The sequence below is a fragment of the Pseudoalteromonas sp. Bsw20308 genome (genome assembly GCF_000310105.2).
Lineage (GTDB): Bacteria > Pseudomonadota > Gammaproteobacteria > Enterobacterales > Alteromonadaceae > Pseudoalteromonas > Pseudoalteromonas fuliginea.
This window is the reverse complement of the sequence record NZ_CP013138.1, coordinates 1,480,069-1,503,024: the sequence shown is the minus strand read 5'-3', so window position 1 is coordinate 1,503,024 and position 22,956 is coordinate 1,480,069. Positions and strand designations below refer to the sequence as shown.

Annotated in this window: 13 protein-coding genes and 3 rRNA genes; 2 read left to right on the top strand and 14 right to left on the bottom strand. The window is 41.2% G+C overall.

The genetic code is table 11. From position 1 onward, the window contains the following. Window positions 1-24: 24 nt before the first annotated feature. From D172_RS06485 to D172_RS06460, 6 genes are all read right to left on the bottom strand, one after another. Complete coding sequence (locus D172_RS06485) at window positions 25-2,706, bottom strand: DUF349 domain-containing protein (RefSeq protein WP_007378334.1); 2,682 nt, start codon at window positions 2,704-2,706, stop codon at window positions 25-27. Beyond that, window positions 2,696-2,977 carry a YeaC family protein gene (locus D172_RS06480; protein ID WP_007378333.1) on the bottom strand — a complete coding sequence of 94 codons (282 nt, stop codon included), beginning with the start codon at window positions 2,975-2,977 and terminating at the stop codon, window positions 2,696-2,698. Before D172_RS06480 ends, D172_RS06485 begins: the two co-directional genes overlap by 11 nt. 1 nt (window position 2,978) lies before the next feature. Next, window positions 2,979-3,305, bottom strand: coding sequence for a hypothetical protein (locus tag D172_RS06475; protein ID WP_007378332.1), 327 nt, complete (start codon window positions 3,303-3,305; stop codon window positions 2,979-2,981). Between the two features lie 139 nt (window positions 3,306-3,444). After that, window positions 3,445-4,947 carry an alanine/glycine:cation symporter family protein gene (locus D172_RS06470; RefSeq protein WP_007378331.1) on the bottom strand — a complete coding sequence of 501 codons (1,503 nt, stop codon included), beginning with the start codon at window positions 4,945-4,947 and terminating at the stop codon, window positions 3,445-3,447. Between the two features lie 376 nt (window positions 4,948-5,323). Further along, entirely contained in the window at window positions 5,324-6,451 is a 1,128-nt protein-coding gene (locus D172_RS06465; protein ID WP_007378330.1) for a M14 family metallopeptidase, read from the bottom strand. A gap of 217 nt (window positions 6,452-6,668) precedes the next feature. Next, window positions 6,669-8,111, bottom strand: a complete 1,443-nt coding sequence (locus D172_RS06460) for a glyceraldehyde-3-phosphate dehydrogenase (RefSeq protein WP_007378329.1) — start codon at window positions 8,109-8,111, stop codon at window positions 6,669-6,671. Between the two features lie 142 nt (window positions 8,112-8,253). Between D172_RS06460 and D172_RS06455 the strand changes: the two genes are divergently transcribed. After that, the gene (locus D172_RS06455; protein ID WP_007378328.1) at window positions 8,254-9,054 is read left to right on the top strand and encodes a DUF2989 domain-containing protein; all 801 of its coding nucleotides are present in this window, start codon (window positions 8,254-8,256) and stop codon (window positions 9,052-9,054) included. Between the two features lie 78 nt (window positions 9,055-9,132). On the opposite strand, the gene ihfA is transcribed toward D172_RS06455, so the two are convergent. The 8 genes from ihfA to D172_RS06415 all read right to left on the bottom strand — a co-directional run bounded on the left by ihfA (window position 9,133) and on the right by D172_RS06415 (window position 20,316). Next, window positions 9,133-9,432 carry an integration host factor subunit alpha gene (gene ihfA, locus D172_RS06450; protein WP_002960690.1) on the bottom strand — a complete coding sequence of 100 codons (300 nt, stop codon included), beginning with the start codon at window positions 9,430-9,432 and terminating at the stop codon, window positions 9,133-9,135. A gap of 2 nt (window positions 9,433-9,434) precedes the next feature. Continuing rightward, on the bottom strand, window positions 9,435-11,822 hold the full coding sequence (gene pheT, locus D172_RS06445; RefSeq protein WP_007378327.1) for a phenylalanine--tRNA ligase subunit beta: 2,388 nt from the start codon (window positions 11,820-11,822) through the stop codon (window positions 9,435-9,437). 15 nt (window positions 11,823-11,837) lie between these two features. Then, window positions 11,838-12,818 (bottom strand): phenylalanine--tRNA ligase subunit alpha, encoded by a 981-nt coding sequence (gene pheS, locus D172_RS06440; RefSeq protein ID WP_007378326.1) that lies wholly within the window; start codon window positions 12,816-12,818, stop codon window positions 11,838-11,840. A gap of 84 nt (window positions 12,819-12,902) precedes the next feature. Next, on the bottom strand, window positions 12,903-13,613 hold the full coding sequence (gene hda, locus D172_RS06435; protein WP_007378325.1) for a DnaA regulatory inactivator Hda: 711 nt from the start codon (window positions 13,611-13,613) through the stop codon (window positions 12,903-12,905). Beyond that, window positions 13,613-14,668 carry a DUF2066 domain-containing protein gene (locus D172_RS06430; protein ID WP_007378324.1) on the bottom strand — a complete coding sequence of 352 codons (1,056 nt, stop codon included), beginning with the start codon at window positions 14,666-14,668 and terminating at the stop codon, window positions 13,613-13,615. Before D172_RS06430 ends, hda begins: the two co-directional genes overlap by 1 nt. A gap of 657 nt (window positions 14,669-15,325) precedes the next feature. Then, a 5S ribosomal RNA gene (gene rrf / locus D172_RS06425) occupies window positions 15,326-15,440 on the bottom strand. A 150-nt stretch (window positions 15,441-15,590) separates the two neighbouring features. Continuing rightward, window positions 15,591-18,481 (bottom strand): 23S ribosomal RNA (locus tag D172_RS06420). Between the two features lie 299 nt (window positions 18,482-18,780). Next, window positions 18,781-20,316 (bottom strand): 16S ribosomal RNA (locus D172_RS06415). Together the 16S, 23S and 5S rRNA genes form the textbook arrangement of a ribosomal RNA operon. A gap of 600 nt (window positions 20,317-20,916) precedes the next feature. Here D172_RS06415 and D172_RS06410 point away from each other — a divergent pair. Then, window positions 20,917-22,332 carry an alanine/glycine:cation symporter family protein gene (locus D172_RS06410; RefSeq protein ID WP_058230544.1) on the top strand — a complete coding sequence of 472 codons (1,416 nt, stop codon included), beginning with the start codon at window positions 20,917-20,919 and terminating at the stop codon, window positions 22,330-22,332. Window positions 22,333-22,956: the final 624 nt, after the last annotated feature.

Sequence of the window (22,956 nt, the reverse complement as noted above, 5' to 3'; positions counted from 1 at the left end):
CCAGCACATATTATGCTGGTTTTATTAAGCTGCAAGTGTCGCTTTAAGTCGCGTTAGTGTGTCAGGTTCAACTGAACCGTCACTGAGCGCTAATAACTGTTTTAAATAATAGTTTAAATCAGCATGATCACCACGATGTTTGTCATCTAGCATGGCTACTTGTTCTGCCATTCTAAGTGACTTATCGGTTGAACTTACGTTCGCTAGTATTTCCATGCGCGTAATAAGCTGCTCGGTATTTAATGCTGTTTTAAGCGGTGCTTGATACTGACTTGGTAACGTTTCATTGTTTTCAAGTGCAGTAATTAATGCATCTAAATTAGCTTGCTCTGATTTACTTGTTAGCAATGCAAGTTTATCGTCAATAGCGGCTAGTAGCTTAGTAACCTTTGGCGCTAACGATCTAAATTGCGTGTACCCTTTCACTTTTGTTTCAAGGTCGTGCAACTGCGCTCTTTGATTAACATCACTCAATGCTGCTTCAAGTTCAGCAAGTTCTGCAACTGCTTGCTTATCTGACTCGTTTTGCTCAAGTTTTTGCTGCTCAAACTCACTGCTACGCTTGGTAAATGTTTCATCGTTAAACTGACGAAACTTTTGCCATAACGCATTTTCAGCTTTTAAACCTGCAAAACCGATAGCTTGCCATTGTTGTTGCATTTGCTTCAACTCTTGGCATGCAGCGGCTAAATCATCGCTTTGTGATAATTGCTGCGCTTTTTCTACTAGTTCGTTTTTAAGTGTGGCATTAGTTTTATGAAATGCATTTAACAAAGCCAGTACTTGTTGTTGCTCATTTTTATAACGATCGTTTAGTGTACGGTATGTTTTAGGGTCAACTTTACCCACACTGCGCCACGCTTTATTTAAACGATTGTATTGGCTTTCATATTGCTTCCAATCAAAGTCATCCTCAGCAGTTGGCTGTAAATGGAGCGCATGCATGTCGTTAATAATACTTTCACGTTGTGCTTTTGATGCTTCTCGTTGTACTTCTTGCTCTGCGAAGTAACTACGGCAAGGCGCAAATAACAGCTCGATTTGTTCATCAAACTGCACGCCTTGTTGCTTTTCTTCATCTGTATCTAAACGACCTAACTCATTCCAACGTTTACGTAGCGCTTTTACTTGCTCTGCGCGTTGTTGTGGGTCGGTGCATTCTTCGCTTACTAATGCACTTACTTCTTCTAATAAGGCTTCACGCTTTGGTGCTGCTGCGTATTTTTGCCAATCTTTAGCATCTGCAAGTTGCGCTTCAAGTTCCGCTTTTATGTTTACAAGCGGCTGTTGATATTGCTCAGTAAGTGTATTAAATAACTCTTCAAAGCCTTTAAACACACCAAAAGCAACATTAAAACGACCTTCTTCAATTAGGCGTTTAACATCACGCGCTTTGCGCTTTGCTTGGCTTTGGTTTTTTTCAAGTGGCTTAACTAGCTCATTCATTGGTGCTAAAAATTGCTTTTTATGCGCATTTAACTGTGTTTTAAAGGTACTTTGTAGTGCGCCATCTAAAATATTTAAATGATTACGCGCTGCTTTAAAGCCATTATTAAATTCAGTTAAAGTTGCATCGTATTGTGCTAAATCTTCTGCTGGCGTAATTTCGCATAGCGCTGCAAAAGCGAGTTTGTACTCTTTAATAGCCGTTGTTAACTCAGGTAACTTAGCAACTTGAGTAAATAGTTTTTCTAACTTGCTTACAGCGAGTTTTGATTGTGCATTATTAGCAAGTTCTGTTTCGCTAATAGCTTGCTTAGCTTGCGCTACTTTTGCATCAAGCCAATCTTGTTGAATTTGCTCTGGCGTTTCAAGACCAAGCTGTAGGGCATTTTCAATTTCTTCACCCAAAGCTTCAAGTGTTGCAAGTGCTAATAATTGACGCTGTTGTTGCGCTAATTGCTGCTGCTCTTTGTCATGTACCGCTTTTAGCTGTTCAATGTGTGCATCTAACTTAGTGGTGATAGAAGTATATTTTTCGTCAAGCAGCTTAACGCGCTCATCACTTAACCATTTAAGCTCAAGTGCTTGCCACTGAGCGATTAAATCGCTCGCTTGTGGATTAACAATACCAAAATCTGTTTTTTCACGTAAAGCATTTAACTTAGCTAAAATAACACGTGTTGCATTTTCAACTTCAAGTGGCATTTCAATTGCTAAACGTTCATTTTCAATATGCGTTTCAAGTGCTGCTTTTGCACCACCCTTTGCATGCTTTACTAATGATTTAATTAATTGATGAGTAATAACAAGTTCAACTAATTGAGTTTGTAGCTCTTCGCTACCTTCTTTAAATGCTTTTTCTACTAGTTTTGGATTTGCTAAACGTTTCAGTAATTTAACGCGTACTTGCAGCTCTTTTTCTGCAAACGCTAACTTTTCAAGTGTTTTAACGGGTGCAAAACGCTCTATGTATTCGTTTTTAATTTTTGCTGTTAGCGTACTTTCGCTATTTAAAACAGCATTAGATATTTGTAGCTCGGCTATATCTTTTAATGCTTGATCTTGTTTATACGCTTTCCACCAAAGTGGTAAGTCGTTCACTTTTTGGAGCGCTTTACGGCGTATTTCAGCGGAGCTATCTTCAAGTGCTAACGTGTTTAATATGGTTGCATCACGTTCAATGTCTAATTTTTCGATAGCATCAAGACGTACTTGTTGCTTAGGGTGTTTCCATTTTGGTGTAAAAAGGTGCTTAAAGATCATGTTCACTAAACCTAGCTATTTCGTTGTCTGATTTAAATTCTTTTTGTAGTTGAGCTTTTGTCTTTTGGATCATCTCACCATTAGCACCAATCGTAAATTGCTCGTTTGATTGAGCCACTTTTGCTTGATACAACATAACCAACTGCACTGTTTGTTGCTTTTGTTCATCTGATAAAACGGTACCGTCTGGCCACTTGCCAGTAGAAGCACCGTATTGTAAGCGTTCGAATAATTCGGGAGTAATATTTTGTACAAGATTGTCGATGTTCATGTCATTTTTTCTTTTTTAGAGTCACTAAAACAATACGGTTTATAAGATACCAAATACACCCTACGCCAATTGCGGCGGTGTAAGCGTACCACTGCAGTGTTTCTTCTTGCGGTTGTAAAAAGTACAAACAGAAAAAACCACCTAAAAATAAGATAAGCGCCAAAAAGGAGTGATTTATAAACATCTGCTTTTTTTTAATTCGCTGTTCGCGCTGAAGTTGTAAAACTTGCTCGTCGTTTAGCTCTGCAATGTTGCTTTCGCAATGCGGACATTGCTTATGTTTATCTGAAATTGATTTTGCACATTTTGGGCAACGAATAATCGCCATACTTCTCTCCATACTACGCATAAAAAAAGCGCCTTTCGGCGCCTTTATTGTACGTGTTTTATTTCTCGTTGTCTTTTTTGAATTCAAACCAATAACTAATTTAGGGGCGATAATTTTCCAAGTTGCCCACTAAGTTTAATTACTCTGCGTCTTTTGACTGCTTTTCTAAGCGTTTTTCCCAGAATGTGGCGTTTTTTATACCCAATTTAACTGGATCAAATATGACTTTTCCGCCTTTTTTCTTTTGTTCTTCATAATCGCTCAAACATAGCAAAGCAGGCTTAGCGACAAAGAAAATGGCTAAAATACCGAGTATGTTAATCCAAGCCATTAAGCCAACGCCAATATCACCAATAGTCCAAATATAACCTGAATTATTTACCATGCCGTATGCAACCATAAACATAATTACAAACTTCACAAGAACAAGCGGAATACTGCCCTTAAAATAACGATTTAAGTAAGCAATATTAGTCTCTGCAATAAAGTAATAAGCAAGTATTGTGGTAAAGGCAAAGAAGAATAATGCAATACCGACAAATGCTTGTCCAAAGCTACCAAATACACTAAATAGAGCCATTTGAGTAAAGGCTGCTGATCCCACTTCAGTGGCTGCATCAACATTTTGTACAATAAATTGCCCTGCTGGTAGCTCACCCACAATGTTGTATTGCTGCGTTATTAAAATCATTAATGCAGTTGCAGTACACACAAAGAGGGTATCAACATAAACAGAAAAAGCTTGTACTAAGCCCTGTTGAGCAGGGTGATCAACTTCTGCTGCAGCTGCTGCATGAGGCCCAGTACCTTGGCCAGCTTCATTAGAATATATACCACGTTTAACACCCCAACCAATAGCAGCACCAAAACCTGCCTGCGCAGTAAATGCATCACTAATAATTAAATAAAATATATCGCCCACTTTATCTAAATTTAAAAATACCACGATTAGTGCCAGTACTATATAACCAAGCGCCATAAATGGCACTACAATTTGCGTAAAGTTCGCAATACGTTTTATACCGCCGAAAATAATAAATGCCAAAACAATAAGGATAATTGCTAAAGCGACTAATTTAAAGCTGCCTACATCACCAAAGCTAGTAGAAACCATGTTGCCATTGCCAAACACTTGGGTAAACGCATTACCTACCGCATTTGCTTGTACGCCAGGCAGAAAGACACCACATGCTATAATTGCCGAAACAGCGAATAAAATAGCCAACCATTTTTGTCCTAAACAACGGTCAAAATAATACGCTGGGCCACCACGGTATTGCCCGTCTTCTTCTGTTTTATAAATTTGACCTAAAGTAGATTCTGCATATGCGGTACTTGCGCCTAGAAAAGCAACAACCCACATCCAGAAAATAGCGCCTGGTCCGCCAAAACCAATAGCCGCTGCAACGCCAGCGATATTACCGACGCCTACTCGTCCAGACAACGAGACTGCAAGGGCTTGAAAAGATGAGATACCTTTATCTGACGTGTTAGGACTAAATAATAACTTACACATTTCTTTAAAATGTCTAACTTGAGCAAATCGAGTTAATACTGAATAAAACAAGCCTGCGCCTAGGCATAAATAAATGAGTGCATTACTCCAAACAACATCATTAACAGCGCTTACAATAGCTTCCATGGATATCCTCTATAGTTATATTTATTATTTTTAGTTACGAGACTCTGCTTTAGCTACTACGCAACATAAGCTTTACGAAATAAGGTTTTGCCTCTCCCGTCCCGACTCATGATTTAATTAATCTTAACTTAAGTAACCTAACTTTGTTAACACTTAATTTTCAAAATATCTAATTACGTAGCTATTGCAAGGCACTACATCAGCAGTATTTAAAGGAAAGTAGATTGATTTGTACCGATACGGTGATGATACGCAGCGAAGAAACGTTAAAAACGTTTTGGAATGAAGTTGCTATATGATTATTATTTTTTGTAAAAGGGGTTTTACTAAAAACAAAAAGGGCATCAAAACTATTGATACCCTTCAAATAAATGTTTTATCTTAAATTATCAACAACATTAACAATTGCCGCTAACGTATCTTGACCAAATTGATACGAACGACGGTCTGACCAGCCATAGTCTGGATCAGGTAAATCGTTATTATCTTTAAATGGCATTTCAATTGTGTACGTTAATGCTTTAAATTCTTCAGCGGTTGCTGCTGAACCTACCGTTAGGTTAGCTTGGCCTGGCTCATCTTTTGGATAGCCATGCTCATCTTGAAACTCTGGAGTAATCGTTAAAAGCGCGGCTTTAAAGCTATCTTCAAGGCCTTTTAGGCGTGCATCGTAACTTGGAATACCTTCACTGCCTGCCACAAAGTTATACGGAATCGCTTCATCGCCGTGTATGTCTAGGTGCATATCTAAGCCAGCTTCGCGCATTTTATTTAGCACTAGGTAAACCTCAGGGCTATTTTCCATGCTTGGTGTTTGCCATTCACGGTTTAAGTTAACGCCTTTAGCATTAGTACGAAGATGTCCGCGTGCGCTACCGTCTGGATTCATATTTGGGACAACGTAAAATACTGCTTTTGATAGAAGCGCAGCTGCATGTGGGTCTTCGTCATCAAGAAGTTTGTGCAATAGACCTTCTACATACCACTGCGCCATTGTTTCACCTGGATGTTGGCGTGCTGTGATCCAGATGTTTTTCTTGTCTTCACTTGGTTCACCAATTTTAAGCACACTCATATCACGGCCATCGAGTGTTTCACCAAGCGTTATTAATTGGCAAGCGCCTTGGGTTTGTGCCCAAGATAATAAATCTAAATGGCGGTCGTAACTATATGGTGCAAAGTAAGCAAAATACACACTGCCGCACTCTGGTTCAATTTCAAAGCTTAATGTGCCATTTTCATAGCTTGATGGTACACGAAACCATGTTTGGCGGTCATATGATGCAACGGCTTGATACCCTTCCCAACCATCGGGGTAAGCTGATTTATCAAGCTCATTAATATTTAACTTATGCAATTGGTAAGGTGTTGTTTCAAGACGAAAGTGAAACCACTGATAAAATTCAGACTGATGATCTTTATTAATTTCTAATTGAATATTTAAAGGATCGGTGGCTTCAATAACTTTAATATTACCACTGTCGAAATTGCTGCTGATTTTCATGGAAAAACCTTTAGGTTGAATAAGTTTATCTGCTTTTTACTCTGCAGAACTAACACTACTGGTATTAAATACACGTAGTAAAATATTGCAATACTAATAAAAACTGAGCATTGCTAACATTTGAATAATTAAAGCCTATCACAAGGCATACGCTTTAAAAATAATACACGACCAAAAAAGCCAGCAACATGCTGGCTTTTACGTCACTGCAAACAAATTAACGAGGTAAGCTTGGGAATGACACTTCGGCCATATCGCGCATACAACGTACTACTTGGCAGCTGTAACCAAACTCATTGTCATACCATACATATAAAACAATACGGTTATCTTCAACAATTGTTGCTTGTGAATCAACAACACCTGCGTAACGGCTACCGACTAAATCGGTAGATACAATTTCCGTTGATGCAGTGTAATCAATTTGATCACGTAAGTCTGAATGAAGTGCTGTATCGCGTAAAAATGCGTTTAGCTCTTCAACAGAAGTACTTGTTGCTAAATTAAGGTTTAAAATAGCTAACGATACGTTAGGCGTAGGTACGCGGATAGCATTACCTGTTAACTTACCTTCAAGCTCTGGTAATGCTTTTGAAACCGCTTTTGCAGCTCCCGTTTCAGTAATTACCATGTTAAGTGCTGCGGCGCGGCCTCGGCGCTCTGCTTTGTGGTAGTTATCAATAAGGTTTTGATCGTTCGTGTACGAGTGTACAGTTTCAACATGGCCATTATTAATACCAAACTTATCGTTTAGTGCTTTAAGCGTTGGTGTAATTGCGTTAGTTGTACAGCTTGCTGCACAAACAATTTTATCTTCAGGTAAAATATCTTTGTTATTCACACCATATACGATGTTTTTGATATTACCTTTTGCTGGTGCTGTTAATAATACTTTTGCAGCGCCCTGACACTCTAGGTGTTGGCCAAGGCCCGCTTCGTCTTTCCAAATACCGGTGTTATCAACGATTAATGCATTGTCGATACCGTATTGGGTGTAATCAATTTCGCTAGGAGAGTTAGCGTAAATAACTTGAATGTAGCTACCGTTAGCTTTAATTGCATTACGTTCTTTATCAATCGTGATTGAGCCATTGAATGGACCGTGAATTGAATCGCGACGCAATAAGCTTGCACGTTTTTCGAGATCACCATCTTTACCACCACGCACAACAATAGCGCGCAAACGTAAATCTGAATATGGACCTGATTTTTCAATTAATAAACGCGCGAGTAAACGACCAATACGACCAAAACCATACAACACAACATCGCGTGGTTCTTTCGCTGGTAAATCAGCTATTTCTGCAAGTTCGTCTTTAACAAACTCTTCGACTGAACGACCATTAGCGGCTTCAGTGAATAAATAACTATATGCAAGCTTACCAATATCAATACGTGCAGAGTTTAATTCCATTTTGCTGATAGCTTCTAAAAATGGGAAGCTTTCGCGCAAACGTAATTTAGTGCCTTCAAACTGAGCAACGGTTTTGTGAGATTTGATAATATCGATAGTACTGGCATTTACGAGAGGACGGCCATATACCGCAATTTCAATACCACGATTACGATAAAGCTTACCAATGATTGGTTGCATACTTTCTGCGTAATCTTGGCGCTCTTGCCAACTATTTGTGTATTCTAACTCGTGAGATGAGGTCATTTTATTTACCTAAGTTAAACATTTTGAACGGATAGCCCAAATGGGCACTGCCATTCTAATTTAATCTGACGTTATTCTCTACTGTTAGGAGTTAAATGATTGAGCTAGAATAGGAGGGTATATATTCATTTGGGGTTAAGGGATGTTTCTAAAAGCAAGTGTTTTACTAGGGTTGGTAGCCCTAACTGGGTGTGGAGATCAGTTGACACTCTCAAAGGTATGCAAAGAAACACCAGGGTTTTGTGCCGATCTAAATAAAGATAGCCACTGTAAGGAGCCTCGCGCAGAGGTTATTATAAAACGCTACACAGAATATAAAGACCCGACAGATGAAAATAAATACCAATTACTTAAAGGATTTGAAGATTACAATCAATGCATAACATTGGCTGCAAAAATCGAGCACGTAAAACTCAAAGAAAAAACAACCTCTCGTATTGATGGGCAACTAACTAGTATTAAAGAAATAACACGCTTATATCAAGATACTAAAAATACTAACCACCCAGGTTTACTTTATTACCATTGGTCGCGCAATAATAATCAAAGTGCACTAACTAAACTTCTTTCGCTAGAAAACGAAACGAGTGTGACACAAAGTGCTGAAATGCAATTTTTCTTAGCGTCGTATTACATTAAATTCGATGATGAAAAAACCATTGATTTACTCTACAAAACATTAGAGTTAAATAAAAAAGACACCGTACCTAACCCCGAAGTCCTTACCTCATTAATTAGCCTGTTTTATAAACATGATAAATTTAAGCATGCATATATATTTTCTAAAGTGGGCCAAATGTTCGGTATTGAAAATATTGAACTGCTGCCAATAGAACATCAACTAATTAGTAGCGGTAAAAGCTTAGACAGCTTAGATATACTTGCAGAGCAAACATATTTGCAAATACAAAACGGTGAGTTTGTATCACCTAGAGAGTTTTAATTTATTAGGATAAAAATAAGCTAACTTTTTAGTTAGCTTATTCATGTAAAATAAAAAGGCAGCTTACGCTGCCTTTTTTTATTTTGCTTTACTTGTGCCCACTTCTACGCGGGTTTTAAGCTTTTGACCTGGTCGAAAGGTCACCACACGACGCGCCGAAATAGGAATATCTTCGCCTGTTTTCGGGTTGCGGCCTGGTCTTTCTTTTTTGTCTCGAAGATCAAAGTTACCAAATCCAGAGAGCTTAACCTGCTCGCCTTTTTCTAGCGCTGAGCGGATTTCTTCAAAAAACGCTTCAACTAAATCTTTGGCATCTTTTTTATTGATCCCGAGCTTTTCAAATAGGTGTTCAGCTATGTCGGCTTTAGTAAGCGCCATATCTAGTCCCTCAACGATGCATTAAACTGTTCGGCCAATTCGGCCACCACGTTATCAACTACTAGATTGATATCTTTCTCTTCGAGTGTTCTATCAACCGCTTGCAGTGTTAGAGCAATCGCCAAACTCTTATAATTTGGCTCAATACCTTTGCCCTTATACACATCGAATAAGTTTAGGTCAACCAATTGATTTCCGCCAACTTTTTCGATCACGCTTAAAATGTCACCCGATTTAACGCTGTCTGCCACTAAAATCGCGATGTCGCGGCGATTTGAAGGGAATTTAGACACCCCTTCTGCTTGCGGTAAATTTCTTTTTTCTATTGCTGACATTTCAATTTCAAAAACAAAAGTTGCGTTGTTGATATCTAACAACTTTTGAGCTTGTGGATGTAAAGCACCAAAAAAACCAACCTTTTTACCATCAACATATATTACTGCTGATTGACCAGGGTGAAGTCCATCTGACTGCTCTGCTTTAATTTCAAAACGAGTAACGTCATTGGTAATTGCAAGTAAGGCTTCAACATCACCTTTTAGGTCATAAAAATCAACATTACGTTTCTCTTCAACCCAATGTTCACCATTTACAAGACCAGTAATAACACCACCAATAACCGGTACTTGGTAAACACCGTTTTCTGCACTTTCGTCGCTTATAAATTTAAGACCATGTTCGAATAAACGAATACGAGGTTGTTGGCGATTTTGGTTATACGCTACAGACGCTAATAAACCCGGCATTAAACTTACGCGCATTGCCGACATTTCAATTGAAATAGGGTGCGGTAATACCATTGCTTTACATTCTGGATGCAAAATAGCTTGTGCCTTAGGGTCTACAAAACTGTATGTAATTGCTTCTTGGTAACCACGAGTCACTAACGTATTGCGGAACTTGCTAAGCGCAATCGTTGCTTCGTTATGTGTCGTCATTTTAAGTTTTGCTGTTGGCGCAACATTAGGAATGCTGTTGTAACCGTAAACACGTGCTACTTCTTCAATTAAGTCTTCTTCAATGCGAATATCAAAACGGTAACTTGGTACATCAGCACTCCAGCTATCATTTTCTACTTTTACATCAAGTCCTAAACGCGTAAGAATATCGGTTACTTTAGCATCTTCAATATGATGGCCAATAACACGATCTAAACGTGCACGACGAAGACGTACTTCAGTCACTTTTGGTAGTTTGTCAGCTGCGACAGCTTCGACAACAGGACCTGCTTGACCGCCTACTATTTCAAGAAGAAGTGCTGTTGCACGTTCCATTGCATCGTGTTGCAGAGCAAAATCAACACCGCGTTCATAACGGTGTGAAGCATCAGTGTGCAAACCGTAGCTACGTGCTTGGCCTGCAATTGCAACAGGATTAAAAAATGCACTTTCGAGTAAAATATCAGATGTTTTATCTGTAACGCCTGATTGCTCACCACCAAAAACACCCGCAATTGCAAGTGCTTTGTTATGATCGGCTATCACAAGTGTTGTGTCGTTTAATTTAGCGATATTACCGTCTAATAAAACAAGTTCTTCACCTGCGTTTGCACTACGAACTTTAATACCACCTTCAATCGCATTTAAATCAAACGCGTGCATTGGATGACCAAGCTCAAGTAATACATAGTTAGTCACATCAACTACTGGATCAATTGAACGTACACCACTACGACGTAGCTTTTCAACCATCCAAAGTGGTGTTTCTGCATCAAGGTTAATGCCTTTGATCACACGGCCAAGGTAACGAGGACATGCATCTTCGTTAACTAGGTCAATTGATACTTTGTCATCAATTGTTGGCGTAACCGCAGGAATATCTAATACACTTACGTCAATGCTGTTTAAAACACCTACTTCACGTGCTAGACCTTTTATACCTAAGCAGTCACCACGGTTTGGCGTTAAATCAACATCTATAATGTTGTCATCAAGACCTAGGTAGTCACGTAAATCAGTCCCTACTGGTGCATCGCTTGGCAATTCCATAATGCCGTCGCCTTCTTCGCTAATACCTAGCTCAACAAAAGCACATAGCATTCCGTTTGAAGGTTGACCGCGTAGTTTGGCTTTTTTAATTTTAAAGTCACCAGGAAGTACAGCGCCCACAGTTGCAACAGCAACTTTAATACCTAAACGACAATTTGCTGCACCACATACGATATCAAGTAGCTCATCGCCACCTACGTTAATTTTGGTAACACGTAGTTTATCTGCATCAGGGTGTTGCCCACATTCAACAACTTCACCCACAACTACGCCATTAAATTTGGCCGCAGCAGGCTCAACGCCATCAACTTCTAGACCAGCCATTGAAAGCTGTTCCGAAAGAGCTTGCGTATCAATAGCAGGATTTACCCACTCTCTTAACCACTTTTCACTAAATTTCATTTTATTATTTCACTCTTAACGGAACTGGTTCAGGAATTTTAAGTCATTTTCGAAAAATGCACGTAAATCGTTTACGCCATAGCGCAACATAGTTAAACGCTCTACACCCATACCAAAAGCAAAGCCGGTGTATTTTTCTGGGTCAATGCCCACAGACTTAAGTACATTTGGATGTACCATGCCACAGCCTAGTACTTCTAACCACTTACCGTCTTTACCCATAACATCTACTTCAGCTGAAGGTTCTGTAAATGGGAAGAATGAAGGACGGAAACGAATTTCCATATCTTCTTCAAAAAAGTTACGTAAAAAATCATGCAAAATACCTTTTAGCTCAGTAAAGCTAACATCGGTATCAACCATTAAACCTTCAACCTGATGAAACATAGGTGTATGTGTTTGATCGTAATCGTTACGGTATACACGTCCAGGTGAAATGATACGCAGTGGTGGCTGCTCAGTTTCCATAGTACGAATTTGCACGCCACTTGTCTGTGTACGTAGTACTAATTTAGGATTGAAATAAAAGGTATCATGATCAGCACGTGCTGGATGGTGCTCTGGAATATTTAGCGCATCAAAGTTATGAAAATCGTCTTCGATTTCTGGACCAGATTTAACTTCAAAACCTAACTCACCGAAAAAGCTTTCTATGCGCTCAATAGTGCGCGTAACTGGGTGTAAACCGCCAGTAGGCATAGCACGCCCAGGTAGAGTTACATCTATAGTTTCAGCAGCTAGCTTTTCTTCAAGTGCTTTACTTGCTAGCAATTCACGCTTTTCGTTGATAGCAGCTTGTACATCTTGTTTAGCTTGGTTTATAACTTGGCCTGCTTCTTTACGTTCTTCAGGTGCTATTTTGCCTAGCGTTTTAAGCAAGCTTGTGATTTCGCCTTTTTTGCCAAGGTAATTAACCCTGATTTCTTCTAACTGCGCGATTTCACTGGCACTGGCTACCGCCTCAAGTGCTTGCGCTAATATGTTTTCTAAGTTCATTCGATACCTGATCTTTCACAGAAGGTGATTGCTGTTAAGTAATAGCTTATGATAACTGAAAGCAGGGTCTAGATTCTAGACCTACTACAGCTTTAACGTTGATTTTATAAAAGGAATTGTTAATTTTCTCTGTGCAGCCATTGACGCATGATCTAATTTGTCGAGTACATCGAGCAAAGCACGCATATCACGGCTTAAACGCGTTAATAAAAAACGTGCACATTCATCACTTAATTCAAGGCCGCGCATATGGGCGCGCTTAACAAGTGCTTGTGCTTTATCGTCATCACTCATAGAGCGAATTTGAAAGGTTGTTCCCCACGTTAAGCGAGACTCTAAATCTGGCAACGTAATATTAAGCATGCTAGGAAGTAAATCGGCAGTTACTACTAACATCTTACCGGGTTCGTTAAACCGGTTAAAAAAGTTAAATAGTGCTTTTTCCCATGCATCATTCCCTGCGACTAAATGCACGTCATCAATACATAAAACATCAAGCGCTTCTAAACCGTCTAGTACCATAGGTCCAAAATCAATCACTTCGCGCATAGACAGTAGCATATTAGACAGGCCACGCTCTTGTGCTTTAATGCAGGTCGCATACAAAAGGTGAGACTTACCCGAGTCACCTAATCCACATAAATAGGTATACTGAAACGTTTTTGCTAACTTCGAAAAACTATCTTTCAAATGGTTAACTTCTAACGAATCTTCTCCACCAAAGTACGATGCAAATGTTTCGTCATCCGGTAAAGTAACCGGTAATGCCATTTGCATCGGCTCAGAAGTTAGCATTATGGCGTTATCCATTGATACTCTAAGCTATTTTTATCAACAACATGATAAAAAGCGCGTGGATCCTCATAATCTTTAAATGAGGAGTCTAACCCTAATCCTTTTTTAAGATCGCTTAGGTTACCAGTATGGTTTAGCTTAAACTCTACAAACTCCGGTGTTTTACGCACAATTTTAACTTGAGTAACAACGCTTAAACTCAATAACCTTCGTTTTGCTAATTCAACATCAATAAAACTTTGCGTGCCCTTTAGCGTAAGCATAGCAGTAGCTTGTTCATAATAAGCATTTGGATCAATAGCGTACTCGCTTGCAAGACCTCGTGCTAGGGTATCGATCATTTGGCTTACTATTTGCTGCTTATCACCCGTTAATCTATTTGAATCAAATAAATCATCATTTGTAAAACGCCAATCTAAAATCCAATTTTCGCTGTCCACTTCTTTATACATTCTTGCCGTAATACTTCGCTCAGCACTGTAGCGTTTAGAAGCCTCTTCTACTGGTTCTGAAAAGTTACCCCATACTTCAGGGATACCTACTAAACGTCTATCTTGTAAATCAAGTAATGGCACTACAACGGGTAAACCACGGCGTCCTGCCTTGTCATAAATTAACTGCTCTAGCTGCGGGTAGCTTTCTTGTGTTACTAATTCTCTGCGCCAGTTGTCTTCAATACCTAACCATATTGCAACTAATGGGCGCTGCACTCCCCATAAAGGTAAGTTTAATTCTTTGATTAGCGCGTTGATCTTTCGAGCTTCAAATTTAACAACGAGTTTCAATTGTCCATTTGCTCTCTCGTCATATTCAAACTTAAGTATATAATCAGAAATATCTTTAGTGCGTTGCTGTGCTAATTTATTTTGATCCGCAGTTTCATCACCGCTTACTTTCACTAAGACATTGAGTAAAGCTTTGCGACTCGCCGCTAATCGAGTATCTCGTGTTTTATCATCCACTTTTAAAATATCTTGATATAGATCAGTTACTTCAACTGCCGTTACAGAAAAACAAAATAAAATGGATATGGCACTAATTAATAATCTATACACAGGCTATTAGTTCTTGGTTTTAAACTGATTTGATCCTAAATCAAAGACAGTAACAAAGCAAAATTAAATTTGTTATCTAAGGAAATGAAAGTAATTGGCTTTTGTAGAAAGTAAAAAAGATTAAATATAAATAAGTGCGTAGTACACTATTCACCTACCCTTAACTTTATTGCAGACGTAAAAAAGCCCGAATCGTTAGATTCGGGCTTTCTACAATTTGAGGTCGGTGCGCTACGCAGTAGGATGTCGTAGTGCCCACAGCGGTGGAGAGCCGCATAGCAAATGCTACACTATCTTTGCGTCGAGAGTCGCTGCGCTCACCCGACCTACCGTGATAGGTGTTGAATAAGTGCGCATTAATTATCCGCATTTCACTTTTCTGCAGACGTAAAAAAGCCCAACTATTTTTAGTCGGGCTCTCTACAATTTGAGGTCGGTGCGCTACGCAGTAGGATGTCGTAGTGCCCACAGCGGTAGAAAGTCACAGTGAAATGCTACACCATCTTTGTGTCGGGGCGGCCTTCCGTAGGGCTCGCCTTCGAGCTGTTTGGTTTCACTACTGAGTTCGGTATGGGCTCTGGCTACCGCTTTTATTTTCACTTTTCTGCAGACGTAAAAAAGCCCGACTATTTCTAGTCGGGCTCTCTACAATTTGAAGCCTGGTAATGTCCTACTTTCACATAGCAAATGCTACACTATCATCGGCGCTGTTTCGTTTCACTACTGAGTTCGGCATGGAGTCAGGTGGGTCCAAAACGCTATTGTCACCAAGCAAATTTGGGCGTTAATACGTATTTCTGCGCATTAACTGAATTTGGAAAATATCTGATAATATTTTTTAAGTCTTTCTAAGTAATATCTACTTTAGTCATATTAACTTCTTCGCGTGTTTCACTATCACATAAAACGCGTTTGGCGTTGTATGGTTAAGCCTCACGGGTAATTAGTACAAGTTAGCTTAATGGCTCACACCACTTCCACATCTTGCCTATCAACGTTGTAGTCTTCAACGGCCCTTCAGAGACTTTAAAAGTCTAGTGAGAACTCATCTCGAGGCCTGCTTCGCGCTTAGATGCTTTCAGCGCTTATCAGTTCCGAACGTAGCTACCGGGCAATGCCATTGGCATGACAACCCGAACACCAGCGGTTCGTTCACTCCGGTCCTCTCGTACTAGGAGCAACCCCTCTCAATTCTCAAACGCCCACGGCAGATAGGGACCGAACTGTCTCACGACGTTCTAAACCCAGCTCGCGTACCACTTTAAATGGCGAACAGCCATACCCTTGGGACCGACTTCAGCCCCAGGATGTGATGAGCCGACATCGAGGTGCCAAACACCGCCGTCGATATGAACTCTTGGGCGGTATCAGCCTGTTATCCCCGGAGTACCTTTTATCCGTTGAGCGATGGCCCTTCCATTCAGAACCACCGGATCACTATGACCTACTTTCGTACCTGCTCGACGTGTCTGTCTCGCAGTTAAGCTGGCTTCTACCATTACACTAACCGTACGATGTCCGACCGTACTTAGCCAACCTTCGTGCTCCTCCGTTACTCTTTAGGAGGAGACCGCCCCAGTCAAACTACCCACCAGGCACTGTCCGTAACCCCGATTCAGGGGCCAACGTTAGAACATCAAAACTACAAGGGTGGTATTTCAAGGTTGACTCCAACAAAACTAGCGTCTCATCTTCAAAGTCTCCCACCTATCCTACACATGTAGGTTCAATGTTCAGTGCCAAGCTGTAGTAAAGGTTCACGGGGTCTTTCCGTCTAGCCGCGGGTACACAGCATCTTCACTGCGATTTCAATTTCACTGAGTCTCGGGTGGAGACAGCGTGGCCATGGTTACACCATTCGTGCAGGTCGGAACTTACCCGACAAGGAATTTCGCTACCTTAGGACCGTTATAGTTACGGCCGCCGTTTACCGGGGCTTCGATCAAGAGCTTCTCCCTAAGGATAACCCCATCAATTAACCTTCCGGCACCGGGCAGGTGTCACACCGTATACGTCATCTTGCGATTTTGCACAGTGCTGTGTTTTTAATAAACAGTCCCAGCCACCTGGTCACTGCGGCTCCCGTCCGCTTAGAGAGCAAGTCTCATCACAGATAGGAGCGTACCTTCTCCCGAAGTTACGGTACGATTTTGCCTAGTTCCTTCACCCGAGTTCTCTCAAGCGCCTTAGTATTCTCTACCTGACCACCTGTGTCGGTTTGGGGTACGATTCCATATAATCTGAAGCTTAGAGGCTTTTCCTGGAAGTATGGCATCAGCAACTTCATCACCGTAGTGACTCGTCTCGTGTCTCAGGTTTAATGTTCGTCCGGATTTACCTAAACAAACGCCCTACTCACTTTCACATAGACTACCAACGCTATGCTTGCTTAGCCTGCTCCGTCCCCCCATCGCAATTATATCGAGTACAGAAATATTAATCTGTTTCCCATCGACTACGCCTTTCGGCCTCGCCTTAGGGGTCGACTTACCCTACCCTGATTAACATGGGATAGGAACCCTTGGTCTTCCGGCGTGGGAGTTTTTCACTCCCATTATCGTTACTCATGTCAGCATTCGCACTTCTGATACGTCCAGCATACCTCCCGGTACACCTTCAACCGCTTACAGAACGCTCCCCTACCACTCAGAATAAATTCTGAATCCGCAGCTTCGGTGCATAGTTTAGCCCCGTTACATCTTCCGCGCAGACCGACTCGACCAGTGAGCTATTACGCTTTCTTTAAAGGATGGCTGCTTCTAAGCCAACCTCCTGGCTGTCTGGGCCTTTCCACATCGTTTCCCACTTAACTATGACTTTGGGACCTTAGCTGGCGGTCTGGGTTGTTTCCCTCTTCACGACGGACGTTAGCACCCGCCGTGTGTCTCCCGGATATTACTTTACGGTATTCGGAGTTTGCAAAGGGTTGGTAAGTCGGGATGACCCCCTAGCCTTAACAGTGCTCTACCCCCGTAAGTATTCGTCCGAGGCTCTACCTAAATAGATTTCGGGGAGAACCAGCTATCTCCCGGTTTGATTAGCCTTTCACTCCTAGCCACAGGTCATCCCCTAACTTTTCAACGTTAGTGGGTTCGGTCCTCCAGTTGATGTTACTCAACCTTCAACCTGCCCATGGCTAGATCACCGGGTTTCGGGTCTATACCTTGCAACTATTCGCCCAGTTAAGACTCGGTTTCCCTACGGCTACCCTATTCGGTTAACCTCGCTACAAAATATAAGTCGCTGACCCATTATACAAAAGGTACGCAGTCACCCAACAAGTGGGCTCCTACTGCTTGTACGTACACGGTTTCAGGTTCTATTTCACTCCCCTCACAGGGGTTCTTTTCGCCTTTCCCTCACGGTACTGGTTCACTATCGGTCAGTTGGGAGTATTTAGCCTTAGATGATGGTCCACCTATATTCAGTCAAAGTTTCACGTGCTCCGACCTACTCGATTTCACTTAAAATGTCTTTTCATGTACGGGACTATCACCCTGTATCGTGGCGCTTTCCAGCAGCCTTCCATTAACACATAATAAGCTTAAGGGCTGTTCCGATTTCGCTCGCCGCTACTTTCGGAATCTCGGTTGATTTCTTTTCCTACGGGTACTTAGATGTTTCAGTTCTCCGCGTTCGCCTCGTTAACCTATGTATTCAGTTAACGATACCTGCAAGCAGGTGGGTTTCCCCATTCGGAAATCCTAGTCTCAAGCGCTTTTTACTAGCTTGACTAGGCTTATCGCAAGTTAATACGTCCTTCATCGCCTCCAACTGCCAAGGCATCCACCGTGTACGCTTAGTCACTTAACCATACAACCCAAACGGGTCTTTGTTTTGTGACAGTTTAACTTCGCCAGAAGTCAATATTGAATACTAAAGTAGATACCAATCAATTAACTCATAAGAGTTAACTAAATGGCACTCAATGGTACTGCTACCATTGTTTTTTTACTTTTGAAAACTCTTGATAAATACAATGTATTCATCAGAATTTTATTATCAGCTTTTCCAAATTTTTAAAGAGCATATTAATTAGTTATCCCAAAGGGACAAGCACTAATTAACAATCATCTGTGTGGACACTACGAACAAATAAGTTCTAAATCGTATAAGGAGGTGATCCAGCCCCAGGTTCCCCTAGGGCTACCTTGTTACGACTTCACCCCAGTCATGAATCACTCCGTGGTAAACGTCCTCCCGAGGGTTAGACTATCTACTTCTGGAGCAACCCACTCCCATGGTGTGACGGGCGGTGTGTACAAGGCCCGGGAACGTATTCACCGCGTCATTCTGATACGCGATTACTAGCGATTCCGACTTCATGGAGTCGAGTTGCAGACTCCAATCCGGACTACGACGCACTTTAAGTGATTCGCTTACCTTCGCAGGTTCGCAGCACTCTGTATGCGCCATTGTAGCACGTGTGTAGCCCTACACGTAAGGGCCATGATGACTTGACGTCGTCCCCACCTTCCTCCGGTTTATCACCGGCAGTCTCCTTAGAGTTCTCAGCATTACCTGCTAGCAACTAAGGATAGGGGTTGCGCTCGTTGCGGGACTTAACCCAACATCTCACAACACGAGCTGACGACAGCCATGCAGCACCTGTATCAGAGTTCCCGAAGGCACCAAACCATCTCTGGTAAGTTCTCTGTATGTCAAGTGTAGGTAAGGTTCTTCGCGTTGCATCGAATTAAACCACATGCTCCACCGCTTGTGCGGGCCCCCGTCAATTCATTTGAGTTTTAACCTTGCGGCCGTACTCCCCAGGCGGTCTACTTAATGCGTTAGCTTTGAAAAACAGAACCGAGGCTCCGAGCTTCTAGTAGACATCGTTTACGGCGTGGACTACCGGGGTATCTAATCCCGTTTGCTCCCCACGCTTTCGTACATGAGCGTCAGTGTTGACCCAGGTGGCTGCCTTCGCCATCGGTATTCCTTCAGATCTCTACGCATTTCACCGCTACACCTGAAATTCTACCACCCTCTATCACACTCTAGTTTGCCAGTTCGAAATGCAGTTCCCAGGTTGAGCCCGGGGCTTTCACATCTCGCTTAACAAACCGCCTGCGTACGCTTTACGCCCAGTAATTCCGATTAACGCTCGCACCCTCCGTATTACCGCGGCTGCTGGCACGGAGTTAGCCGGTGCTTCTTCTGTCAGTAACGTCACAGCTAGCAGGTATTAACTACTAACCTTTCCTCCTGACTGAAAGTGCTTTACAACCCGAAGGCCTTCTTCACACACGCGGCATGGCTGCATCAGGCTTGCGCCCATTGTGCAATATTCCCCACTGCTGCCTCCCGTAGGAGTCTGGGCCGTGTCTCAGTCCCAGTGTGGCTGATCATCCTCTCAAACCAGCTAGGGATCGTCGCCTTGGTGAGCCATTACCTCACCAACTAGCTAATCCCACTTGGGCCAATCTAAAGGCGAGAGCCGAAGCCCCCTTTGGTCCGTAGACATTATGCGGTATTAGCAGTCGTTTCCAACTGTTGTCCCCCACCTCAAGGCATGTTCCCAAGCATTACTCACCCGTCCGCCGCTCGTCAGCAAAGTAGCAAGCTACTCTCTGTTACCGCTCGACTTGCATGTGTTAGGCCTGCCGCCAGCGTTCAATCTGAGCCATGATCAAACTCTTCAATTAAAAAGTTTTATGTCTTTCGACAGCTCAATGAATTCTGAATTTTTTAATATCTTTCGATATTGAATTGACTGTGCCGAATAATTACCGAAATAACTATTCTGTTGGTCACTCAGTTTTCAATTGAGACTCTAATTTTTTTGCCTCGCTACCTAAGTAGGTTGGCTGTTAGAACTCAATCTGTACGAGTGCCCACACAGATGATTGCTTTATATTGTTAAAGAACGTTTTGAGTCGCTTTAGCGCCTCAAGGGATGCGAATAATACACCCTTTATTTTTCGAGTCAATACTTAGTTTTAAAATTTCTTTCGATAATTTAAAACCGAAGTTTTATTTAACTCTATGAGTAGTTCGTGCCTCGCTATGCGTCGGCGTTTCCCGTCTCAGTGGGGTCGCATTATAGGGAGCGGCGCATTTTACGCAAGCGTTATTTACATAAAATAGTAATTAAAATTAAGCCCCAAGCAAGCGCACATGATAAGCACAAGTTACCCACAAAACCCTGTTGATAACTCTGTTTTTGAACTTTAAAACTAAACACTTTTATCTTGATGTGATAAGTTGCGGTCACTTTTTTTAACTCATGTATTTAGGCAGTATCCATGACAGACATAATAAATAGTATAAGTGCCCTTCTATGGGGGCAAGTTCTCGTCTACTTATTAATAGCAGCGGGCCTCTTCTTTACTTTTCGACTAGGCTTTATTCAATTTGTGCAATTTCCACATATGTTCAAAGTTATGTTTGGCTCTCGTAAATGTGCCGACAACGAAATTTCATCTTTTCAGGCTTTTTGTACTTCATTAGCTGCACGTGTTGGCACGGGTAACATGGCTGGCGTTGCTGTTGCTTTATATTTGGGTGGCCCAGGTGCTATTTTTTGGATGTGGACTATAGCCTTAATTGGTATGGCTACAAGCTTTGCCGAGAGTACCTTAGCACAAGCTTATAAAACAAAAGACGCCGAAGGCAATTTTAGAGGTGGCCCTGCTTATTATATGCAAAATGGTTTAGGTAAACGCTGGATGGGCGTTTTATTCTCGTTATGTTTAATTTTAGCCTTTGGTTTAGTATTTAACGCCGTACAATCAAACTCTATTGCTGCAGCATTTGAAGTCGCGTTTGATGTACCTAAGTATATAGTAGGCATTTTGTTGGTTATTGGTTCTGGCATCATTATTTTTGGTGGCCTAAAAACCATTTCACGTTTTGCTGAAATGGTTGTGCCATTTATGGCATTAGCTTACCTGCTGGTTGCTCTTTATGTATGCGCCACTAACTTTACTGCACTACCAGATGTGCTAGTGCTTATTATAAAAAGTGCTTTTGGTATTGAACAAGCTGGTGCTGGTGCTATTGGATACGGTGTCACACAAGCGATGATCCAAGGTATAAAGCGTGGCTTATTCTCAAACGAAGCCGGTATGGGTAGTGCAGCTAACGCCGCAGCTACTGCGACGCCTTACCCTCCTCATCCTGCATCACAAGGTTATGTGCAAATGTTAGGTGTATTTATCGATACTATTGTTATTTGTACAGCGACTGCTTCTCTTATTTTACTATCGCAGCAATTAGTACCTGAATCTGGTGTTATGGGGATTGAACTTACACAAGCAGCATTACAAGAACACGTCGGCGACTGGGGTACTTACTTTATTGCTATTGCTATATTGTTTTTTGCTTTTACTTCTATTGTGGCTAATTACTCTTACGCTGAAACAAATTTAATGTTTTTAGAGCACAACTCTAATAAAGGTATGTTTATCTTTAGACTGGTGGTTTTAGGTATGGTGATGTTTGGTGCTGTTGGTGAGCTTGGTTTAATTTGGACGCTGGCAGATATATCAATGGGCTTAATGGCCATTGTCAACGTTATAGCGCTATTTATGCTTTCAGGTGTTGTTGTATGGCTTTCAAAAGACTATAACGAACAACACAAAAAGGGCTTAATACCCACCTTTGACAAAAGTAAGCATCCTAAACTTGCTAAAGAGGTCGATCCTGAGGCCTGGAAATAAACAACAACCAGCGAGCTACGGCTCGCTTTTTTAGTTCTAAAATAAAAAGCACTTACATTAAGTCACTCTACCCTTTATAAATGAAAAGCAGTTACGGACGATATGTACTATATAGATATTATCTAATTATTAGCTTAGATAAGACAACCTACAAAAAATAGGTATTCAATGCCAATAATTCTGCATAAGTGCTTTATTGATTGCCTATTTGGAGTTCTCACCATAACTCTAGACTTACTATTACCCGTGATTTTTAACTTCCAATGAACATGTATTACTAACCAATTCGATAATTATACCAACCTGCATAAATCTTTAAGCAATTTAACAAATTAAATTGCACTATAACGTCGTTAAAAATTTTTTGTTTAGAACAACCAGATACAAAAAATTTTGTCTAGTTCTAACGTAATTTTCTTAACCTTAAATAGACCCCATATATAAGCAGATTGGTATTACTTTATGCTACCAGTACATGAGTGTTTGAACTTTGCTTTCAAGGTTGTTTGCTCTCGAGGTGTAGATTGCTTTACTGTTTTGAATTTTTTAAAGCTAATGGCCTACTTTACTGGTTGGTATCATAAGTCTATGACGCTTAGTTCAGTTCAAAGTGTATTCATTAGC

Coding starts and splice junctions, on each gene's coding strand:
- D172_RS06485 (WP_007378334.1), bottom strand. CDS start 2,706: ATGATCTTTAAGCACCTTTTTACACCAAAATGGAAACACCCTAAGCAA.
- D172_RS06480 (WP_007378333.1), bottom strand. CDS start 2,977: ATGAACATCGACAATCTTGTACAAAATATTACTCCCGAATTATTCGAA.
- D172_RS06475 (WP_007378332.1), bottom strand. CDS start 3,305: ATGGCGATTATTCGTTGCCCAAAATGTGCAAAATCAATTTCAGATAAA.
- D172_RS06470 (WP_007378331.1), bottom strand. CDS start 4,947: ATGGAAGCTATTGTAAGCGCTGTTAATGATGTTGTTTGGAGTAATGCA.
- D172_RS06465 (WP_007378330.1), bottom strand. CDS start 6,451: ATGAAAATCAGCAGCAATTTCGACAGTGGTAATATTAAAGTTATTGAA.
- D172_RS06460 (WP_007378329.1), bottom strand. CDS start 8,111: ATGACCTCATCTCACGAGTTAGAATACACAAATAGTTGGCAAGAGCGC.
- D172_RS06455 (WP_007378328.1), top strand. CDS start 8,254: ATGTTTCTAAAAGCAAGTGTTTTACTAGGGTTGGTAGCCCTAACTGGG.
- ihfA (WP_002960690.1), bottom strand. CDS start 9,432: ATGGCGCTTACTAAAGCCGACATAGCTGAACACCTATTTGAAAAGCTC.
- pheT (WP_007378327.1), bottom strand. CDS start 11,822: ATGAAATTTAGTGAAAAGTGGTTAAGAGAGTGGGTAAATCCTGCTATT.
- pheS (WP_007378326.1), bottom strand. CDS start 12,818: ATGAACTTAGAAAACATATTAGCGCAAGCACTTGAGGCGGTAGCCAGT.
- hda (WP_007378325.1), bottom strand. CDS start 13,613: ATGCTAACTTCTGAGCCGATGCAAATGGCATTACCGGTTACTTTACCG.
- D172_RS06410 (WP_058230544.1), top strand. CDS start 20,917: ATGACAGACATAATAAATAGTATAAGTGCCCTTCTATGGGGGCAAGTT.